We start from the raw sequence: 8,362 nt of genomic DNA, 5'->3' as shown, positions 1-8,362 counted from the left end.
CGGATTGGTCGCGTGGGTGCTCGGTTCCTACGTCTATTAAGTACTGGTATGCGATGTCCTAAAACGTCTGCTTTCCAACTATAATGAAGTCAGCATTTCCATGTATTCCGACGTTCTTTACATCTACGTTCAGCAAGCCGTTGCCTTTTTCCGATGATAACTGAACAAGATCTCCTTGATAAGCTTGCCGGAGTATATCCATGCTTGCCCACAAGACGCCCTTTGTAAACGTCTTCTCACCTTCCGTGAGTATGGAAATACGGTAGCCAACAGAACCGAGGTTCTTTCCTTCGCAATACAAATTTCCTATTGAAATAAATGTAGACGTTGGCATGATTGTACCTGGAATAGCCCCCTAATTGCTCGGACAGTTTCTGCCACTTAAATAAGTGATAGGACTACTGTTCACATTATGACTGGTAATAGCATTAAGATGGAAATTCTTTCCGGCCCTGAGCGGCGTCGACGCTGGAGTACAGCGGAGAAGCTTGCGATTGTCCACTCGCCGAACGCCGAAATCTCGGTGCTGCACGGCGTTTCTTCAAGAAAGCCATCGCAGCCAACGGTGTTCCAGACAAAATTGTCATTGATAAATGCGGAGCCAATCTTGCCGGAGCACAAGCTGTAAACACAATCCTGAAAATCACCGGTCACAGCAAGATGATTGAAATCCTGCAGGTTAAATATCTCAACAACATCCTTGAGCAGGTTCACCGGTTTATCAAGCGAATTACCAAACACATGTTGGGCTTCAAGGTATTTCATTTGGCCTCAGCGACAATCGCGGGCATCGAAGTAGCACATATGATCCGCAAGAAGCAGTTTGCCAATGACAACCGCTCGCCATTCGAGGTCTTTGCGGAGCTTGCAGCATAATTGCGTCTGAAGATCAGGCCGCTTTTAACCTGATGAAAAATTTGCGACACAACCATGTTGCATGGTCAACGTTCACACCACGTTCGGCCATGATTTCCTGCAGGTCACGATAGGAACCGGGATAGCGCACGTAGAAGAAAACGGCGTAAAGGATGACACTTTTAGGAAAATGACCCCCTTTGAAATCGATTGCCATACCCTGTCACCTCACTCAATTATGCGCTCCGAAGGGACAGTAGCGCAGCAGAAGTGAAAATTTCGCGACAGAACCCTCAAAGCCGGGGTTGGCAGCACACCGCAATCGACCGGCTGAAACCCCGCATCCTCGATTGCCGCCATGCAAAGTGCTGCATTAGCCGGACTGGATGGGCGAGGGTCTTGACCAACGAAAGCCTTGTCGCCCTTTTGCAGCTTTCCAGCTTTCGACAGCATTTCAACGAAAGCAAGAGAATAGGCATAAGCGGGCAAACCATTCAGTTCGTCTGCCAGTCCCCTCAGACCGCTTGTGCCAAATTTAAGGGATGTGCCGCTCATGCTTTCCGCCAGTTCTTTTCCAATGTCAAAGAAGCAACGCCCGCAAGCTCAAAAGTTTTGTCATCTTATAACGTGAACCTGAAAACTATGATCCCCACAATGGTGCAATCATATGCACCTTATTGTGGGTCATAATCCGTATAGGCAGGCAATTTCAAATCCTTAATGCTGACTGCGTAAACAATTGCTGTTGCATTTGGCACGATGCTCTAATGGCAATGAATCGGTCACGGCCTCAAGTACTGAGACGGGCAGCAGGATTTTTACGCAACAGAGCGCTTAGATTCCCAGATACGTCAAATTCCTCAATGATTTCAATAAATCATTCTTTACATTTACCGAATGTATCATAGGCTTGTGATACAGTTGAGGCGCTGCGTCAAGGGTTCAGCACAAGCGGAAGTAATTTCCTTTAAGTACTGCCTCTAATGGGTTGTATGCCCCTTCCTGACCGCGAACACTTTCTGATCCCCACACATCTTTTGGCCGCCGCTAGAGCAAATGGTTACCGATCCCTTCGCGGCTGAGAAGCCGGTGGGGTTGCAAGCCAAGCCGAACAGAAAACTCCTCCCCGGTGCGGGACGGCACCGAAGAGGAGTAAGGCGACCGCCGAGGCAGAGGGGCAACCCTCAACGGTCCTAACCGCTAGATGATACAATCTATTCCGAACTGTCGTCATCGCCCGGATCATCCGTCGGACAACCCATGCCGTGACAACCCTGATAATTACCATGTTCGTCAAAGTTCGGCTCTCCCTCCTTGTCAAACTGAGGGGTATTGTCGACTTCATCGTCCGGGTTGTCGACCTTGGATGGAGGAGAGCACAGTCCGGACCTGCGTCGCGCCTCGCGAATTCCGTGTCGCGTCCCTGGCGCGCTGAACCGCACGCCAGGGACGCATGCGTCAACCGCGGATACCGCACCAGTCGATCACGCTGGCCGCAATGACTTTGCTGGTTTCGATGATGGAATCCACGTCCACGAATTCATCGACCCCGTGAAGGCCGCCCCCAGAGGGCCCGAAGATCACGCCATCGACGCCGGCGCCGGCATAGTGGGCGGCATCGCAGACCGCCACGAAGCCAGTCACACGCGGCGCTTTGCCCACAAGTCCTTTGTGCCGTACCAAGGAAGTAACAAGCGGGTGATCTGGGGACGTGTTCATCGGAGGGAAATGCAGGTCCGCGAGTCCCCAAGTCACTACCGGCGGATGCTGTCGCAGCCATGCGTCCGTCTGCGCGAAACTGTGCACGAACGCCTCGAAATCGCGGCGCACTTCGGCGGAGGTCTCCTGCGGCAGGAACATCATGTTCAAGTCCACCACGGCCACATCCGGCGTGATCGCAGGATTGGTGAGAGTGACGGGCAGCCCGTCCGGACCAAGTCCGGCCCCGCCGCGGATCGCGCCGACATTGATGGTGTTTGCTCCCACTGGCAGCAGCGGATGCGTCCTGGCACGCGTGCGATCGCGCTCGTAGAACTGCAGCGCCTGGATAAATCTCGATGCGAGCTCGATCGCATTGACGCCGGGGCGCAGACGGTCCGGCGTATCGTGCTGGGGAAAGATCTCGTTGTACCGCCATGACGCATGGGCGGTTGAGCCTCTGAAGGTGACCCGGAGCCATTCGACGCCGCCCTCCACCGGCAGGACGTCGCCCCACGTTGGCTCTGCAACAAGGATCGCCTTCGCCAACTTGCCACGCTTGACAGCGTCGATGCTTCCGAACCCACCAGCTTCTTCGTCGACTACGGAATGGATCGAAAGGCGACCTTCCAGCTCGACCCCGGCCTTCCGGATGGCGCGGGCTGCGGCGACGCAGGCTGCGACGCCGCTTTTCATATCGATAGCTCCGCGGCCGTAAAGCTTGCCGTCCTTGATCACCCCTCCGAAGGGATCGACCGACCATCCCGCCTCGTCGCCGATCGGCACGACGTCGATGTGCCCGTTGAGGATCAGACTGCGATCTTCGCTGCCAGGCAGCTCAGCGACCAGATTGGGACGACCCGGTTGAACCTCCCATTGCTCCGTCTGGAAGCCCATCTCTTTGAGGTGCCGCTCCAGATGTGCCTGAACATCTGCTTCGCGGTTCACCCTGGATTCCGAATGGAACTTCGGATTGACCGACGGGATGCGGACGATGTCCCGAGTTAGCTCGATCAGCCAATCGCGATCGGTCTCGAGGACGTCCTGAACGATTTTTATGGTCTCGGCGTGGCTCATGGAATGGTTTCCTCCTTAGTTCGTATTGTTATGCCGAAGCGACCGCTTTGGTCGCTGCGCTTTCGCCTCCTCTGCGGCGATGAACGGCAAAGCGAGCAGCGATGCTGGCACCCATTCCGGCGAGGCCGCGGGGAAATGCGAGGACGATGATAAGAATCAGCAGCCCGGTGACAATCGGCCTCCAAGCCCCCAGATCGACCATCAATTCGGCCAACCATGTCAGTAGGAAAGAGGCACAGATCGGCCCGTAGATCGTACTGGTGCCTCCGAGCAGCACCATCGACAGCACGATCGTCGCGAGACTCATGCCGAACACGTCAAGCGACACGCTTCGCTGATACGAAGCATAGAATGCGCCCGCGATGCCGGTGAAAAGCGCGCTGGACGCAAGCGTGAGCGCCCGGACGCGTACCAGCGAGATACCGCGGCTGATGGCGTACTCCTCGTTGTCACGCAGCGCAACAATAGCAGCGCCGATGCGGGACCGAACAAGCACGCGCAGAAACAGCGTGCTCGCCACGAAAAGCGCAAGCGCCACGAGGAAGTAGCCCAACTTGCCGTCCCGGATGAAGTTGTGGCCCGCGAAATAGACGCTCGGGAGACGGACCATGCCCTGGCTTCCGCCGGTGATCTGCGACTGGCTAAGAATGAACTGCATGACGAGCTGCGCGAAACCGAACGTCACAAGCACGATGTAGATGCCCTTGAGACGCAGGATCGGGATTGTGACCAGAAGCGCGGCTACACTTGCGGCGATACCACTGAGGAGCATCGCCAGCCACGGGTCGACACCTGCCAAGGTCGTCAGCAAGGCGTAGGCATACGCACCGATGCCGAACAGCGCGAGGTGACCGAAGTTGAAGATGCCACCGTAGCCGAGGCTGAGATCCCAGTTGGAAGCGACGACTCCGTAAATCAGCGCCAGGATCAGAATATGTCTGCTGTAGCTGTCGGCCATGAACAACGGGCTGACCAACAGGATTGCGCAGACTGCGAAGAATCCTGTTAGCTCGCGGGCAAACGAAACACGCCCGGGCGTGAGTTTGGGAAGTAGCGACATTATGCGAGCCCTCGCGACCGGGTCCCCAGAATGCCTTCCGGGCGGACCATGAGTGTGACAATGAGCACTGCGAAAAGAATGGTTGGGGTCCAGTACATTCCGAAGAAGTACATGCTGAAAGCCTCGAACAAGGCGATCGCATACGCGGCGATGATCGGCCCCGTGATAGAGGACAACCCACCGAACACGACGACGATCATCGCTTTCAGCATCGGGTCCGCTCCCATGAAGGGCGACATGAAGCGGTAGCCACCCATCAAAATACCGGCAAGCCCCGCGAACGCAGCGGCCAGCGCGAACGACGCTCCGTACAACGCTCGGACGTTCATCCCCACGAGCAGGCTGGCATCTTCGTTTTGCGCAACGGCTCGCATGGCCAGACCATGACGGGTCCTGTTCAGGAAGAACCAGAGCGCGCCGAGGAGAACCGGTGTCAGGACGATGATGCTCGCCTGATGATGCGACATCGTAAAGAGGGCCGTCTGCACGCTTCCTTCTAGCAACGGCGGAAGTTGCTTGGACCGTGGTCCCCAGAACTCCAGGGCGCCGTTTTCCAACATCGAAGCGACGGCGAGGGTCGTTATCACTGCTGGGAGCACGACGTCGGAGCGACGTAGCAGAGGTTGAATTACCACTGCCTGCACCGCCCAGCCGATTGCGGCCACAACGACGACCGTTATCGGCACAACGGCATAGAACGGCAAGCCCAAGGCGGTCAGTTGCCAGGCGGCGTATGCTCCGAGCATCATCAGGACGCCGTGACTGAAATTGAAAACGCCTATCGTGGTCCAAACAAGAGCAAGCGCGACGGCCATTATGGCGTAGAGAGAGCCTTGAAATAGGCCTCCCAGGACAATCTGACTGAGAATATCCATTGGTTTCCTCCTCGGCTGACCAGAGGCCAACCGAAACGTTCAGTGACCAAAATAGAGCGACATGATCTCGGAGTGATCGACGCCCTGGCCGGGCCGGATCTCCGAGGCGACTTCTCCGTGGTTCACGAAGAACAGGTGGTTCGCCAGTTGAAGAAGGAATTCAATGTCCTGCTCGACGACAATCAATGGCAAGCCATTGTTGGATATCGCCTGGATGGCAAGGCAGAGGTCCTCCTTGAGCTTTGGTGAAAGCCCGAGTGTCGGCTCGTCAAGAATAAGCAGACGCGGCGACGCCATTAGCGCGGTGGAGATCGACACCATCTGACGCTCGCCCCCAGACAGTGTCCGGACCTTTTGGTCCCACCGTTGCCGGAGCTTCGGAAAGATCGAAAGGACAGTTTCCCGGTTCTGCCTCTCGGAAGAACGTGAGCGCTTGCTGTAGGCTCCAAGCGAAATGCACTCCCCGATGGTCAGATCGGGAAACAACCGATTGCCCTGGGGAACATGAATAAGTCCTGCATCAACGATCCGGCGCGGAGTCCAGCCCGTGATGTCATCTCCGAAGAACTCAATGCTGCCCGAGCGTGGCGACACAAGACCCGACAATACCCTGAGCAGGGTCGTCTTCCCGTGACCGTTGGGGCCGAACAAGCCGATATTGCCATGCGATCCCATCTCGAGCGAAAGACGGTGGAGGATCTCCACGTTTCCATAGCCGGCGGCAAGCGCCTGGACTTTGAGTACCGCTGTCATGCCGCCCTCCTCGTGCCGAGGTATGCTTCGATGACCCGCGGATCCTCGATGACGGACCGCGGCTCGCCAATGGTCAGCACACGCCCTTGGTCGAGCACCATGAGCCTCTGTGAAAGGCTCATGAGGAACGTCAGAACGTGCTCGATCAGCACGATGGTGACGCCGCTGGCATGGATCTTGCGGATGAGCCCGATCGAACTCTCGATCTCGGGCTTCGTCAGCCCCGATGCAGGTTCGTCGAGGAGCAAGACCTTAGGCTCCATGGCCACCGCGGTGGCGAGCATGAGGCACTTGCGCTCGAAGACCGACAGCTGACCGGCAAGCATGCCGAACTGGCTCTCGGAAAAGCCCATGAACTCAAGAGCTCCGGCGGCCACTTCTTCGCTGCCGCGGGCGGCGGCAATCATGCAGTTTTCAAAGACCGTCAGGTTGTCGAAGGCGGTCTCGCGTTGGAAAGTTCTCGCCAGACCCAGCCTCGCGATCGCCTCTCCCGACATGCCGTTTATCCGAACTCCGTCGAATACAACGCTGCCCGTGTCGGGACTGAAAGGAATCCCGGTGAGCGTGTTGAACAGCGTGCTTTTGCCGCTGCCGTTTGGCCCTGCGATTCCGAGGATTTCCCCCGGCTTGACGGAGAAACTGACCCCGCCGAGCGCCTTCAGCGATCCAAACGACTTACCGATGTCGTTTACCTCGAGAATAGACATCTACTTCATCCATGGCTGGGGACGGAATTTATCCACGGCATAGGTGTTCGGAGCGATGAGATGCCGGTTGCCGTCCCAAATTTGATAGAAGGTGAGAGGGATGAAATCGTCCCCCTGCGTCGCCAGGTGTGTTGCGGGGTCGAACTTGATACGGCCCGAGGAAGTCTTCTTGTCGGTTTCGCCGAGCGCTTTCATGATGGCCGCATGGTCGTCCACGCTTCCGGCCTGCCGGACGGCGTCGAAGTAGATGTTGGTCATCTCGTAAAGGGTGGCACCGTACGCGCCGCTGTCTGCGCCGTACTTTTTCTTGAACTTCTGTGAAACTTCCTCAGCGCGGGGATTCTTGGGAGATGTCACCGATCCGACGAGCATGTTGTATATGACACCATTCGACTTAGCGCCCGTGAGCTCCGTAAACTCGGGAACGCTGGGGGCGTACTGTAGGAACAAGAGACTGTCGGTCGGCCCTTCCAAGAACTGGTTCAGGAACGACGCCGCATTGGCGGTCTGGTAGTCAGTGTTGATGACCACGTCCGGCGAGGACGTCCTGATCTGGGCGAGCACGCCCGACCAGTCGTTGACCTCTCCGAAAGGGACGGTCTCGTCGACGACGACCTTCCAGCCCTTGGAACTGAAGTTCGCCTTCATTCCCTCGGCGATCGTCTTCGAATAGGAGTTGTCGGACGAGATGACGGCCACCAACTTCGACTTGGCAGTCATCGCCTTTTCGTCAATCAGACCCTCGACGAAGCTGGACACCCCCGTGTTGTAGGCATCGTAGGAGGGAGTGAAGGACCAGCAGCAATCGTACTTGGCCGGGTCTGCCGCGATGATCTCGCGCGCTGCCTGCGACGAGCCTGCAAGCATGTACGGCATCTCGGCTTCGGCCATCAGATCGATTTCAAAGTTCGTGAGGCTCGCGTAGCCCGTCAAGACGAAATGAACGTCCGGATCACCCAGCAGACGTTCGACCGCGCTGGTCACGCTGCCGGCGGATTGGTCTTTGACGTCGGCGACGACCACCTCGAAGGTGTCGCCGTTGATGCCGCCTGCGGCATTGATTTCCTCGACGGCTAGTTCTGCTCCGCGCTTGAATTCCTGACCGTCGGCGCTCGCCGACCCGGTGAGCGGAGCAAGCAGTCCGATCTTAATGGTAGCCGCTGACGACGCTGTAGCGAGGCCCAGGACAAGTGCGGAAGCGGTGGCATGCCAAAGGGCATGCCTCGCGATTTTGCGAGACGTGTTTCCCATCGTTTTGTTCCCATTTGGTTTAGTAAATTTTATTACATACTAAGCTTGCATTTCATTTTATGTCAATAAACTTTCACGCTGCAGTT

Annotated in this window: 6 protein-coding genes and 3 pseudogenes; 1 reads left to right on the top strand and 8 read right to left on the bottom strand. The window is 56.7% G+C overall.

Annotation, left to right across the window (positions count from 1 at the left end; translation table 11 throughout):
• Nucleotides 1–492 precede the first annotated feature (492 nt).
• Nucleotides 493–876, top strand: a pseudogene (locus D8666_RS22415) (DDE-type integrase/transposase/recombinase); the annotation flags it as partial.
• 55 nt (nt 877–931) lie between these two features.
• Here D8666_RS22415 and D8666_RS22410 read toward each other — a convergent pair.
• The 8 genes and pseudogenes from D8666_RS22410 to D8666_RS22370 form a co-directional block, all read right to left on the bottom strand.
• A pseudogene (locus tag D8666_RS22410) lies at nt 932–1,072 on the bottom strand (IS6 family transposase); the annotation flags it as partial.
• A 20-nt stretch (nt 1,073–1,092) separates the two neighbouring features.
• Nucleotides 1,093–1,410: pseudogene (locus tag D8666_RS22405) on the bottom strand (phosphomannomutase); the annotation flags it as partial.
• Nucleotides 1,411–2,313: 903 nt separating this feature from the next.
• Entirely contained in the window at nt 2,314–3,630 is a 1,317-nt protein-coding gene (locus tag D8666_RS22395; protein WP_121539503.1) for a M20 family metallopeptidase, read from the bottom strand.
• Nucleotides 3,631–3,658: 28 nt separating this feature from the next.
• Entirely contained in the window at nt 3,659–4,690 is a 1,032-nt protein-coding gene (locus D8666_RS22390) for a branched-chain amino acid ABC transporter permease (RefSeq protein WP_121539502.1), read from the bottom strand.
• Nucleotides 4,690–5,565, bottom strand: coding sequence for a branched-chain amino acid ABC transporter permease (locus tag D8666_RS22385; RefSeq protein WP_121539501.1), 876 nt, complete (start codon nt 5,563–5,565; stop codon nt 4,690–4,692). Before D8666_RS22385 ends, D8666_RS22390 begins: the two co-directional genes overlap by 1 nt.
• Nucleotides 5,566–5,604: 39 nt before the next feature.
• Nucleotides 5,605–6,318, bottom strand: a complete 714-nt coding sequence (locus tag D8666_RS22380; protein ID WP_121539500.1) for an ABC transporter ATP-binding protein — start codon at nt 6,316–6,318, stop codon at nt 5,605–5,607.
• Nucleotides 6,315–7,025, bottom strand: a complete 711-nt coding sequence (locus D8666_RS22375; protein WP_121539499.1) for an ABC transporter ATP-binding protein — start codon at nt 7,023–7,025, stop codon at nt 6,315–6,317. Before D8666_RS22375 ends, D8666_RS22380 begins: the two co-directional genes overlap by 4 nt.
• Nucleotides 7,026–8,276: an ABC transporter substrate-binding protein gene (locus D8666_RS22370; RefSeq protein WP_121539498.1), complete on the bottom strand. Its 1,251-nt coding sequence runs from the start codon at nt 8,274–8,276 to the stop codon at nt 7,026–7,028.
• Nucleotides 8,277–8,362 lie beyond the last annotated feature (86 nt).

It is taken from the genome of Ochrobactrum soli, assembly GCF_003664555.1.
Taxonomy (GTDB): domain Bacteria; phylum Pseudomonadota; class Alphaproteobacteria; order Rhizobiales; family Rhizobiaceae; genus Brucella; species Brucella teleogrylli.
This window is presented reverse-complemented; position numbering and strand designations above follow the sequence as displayed.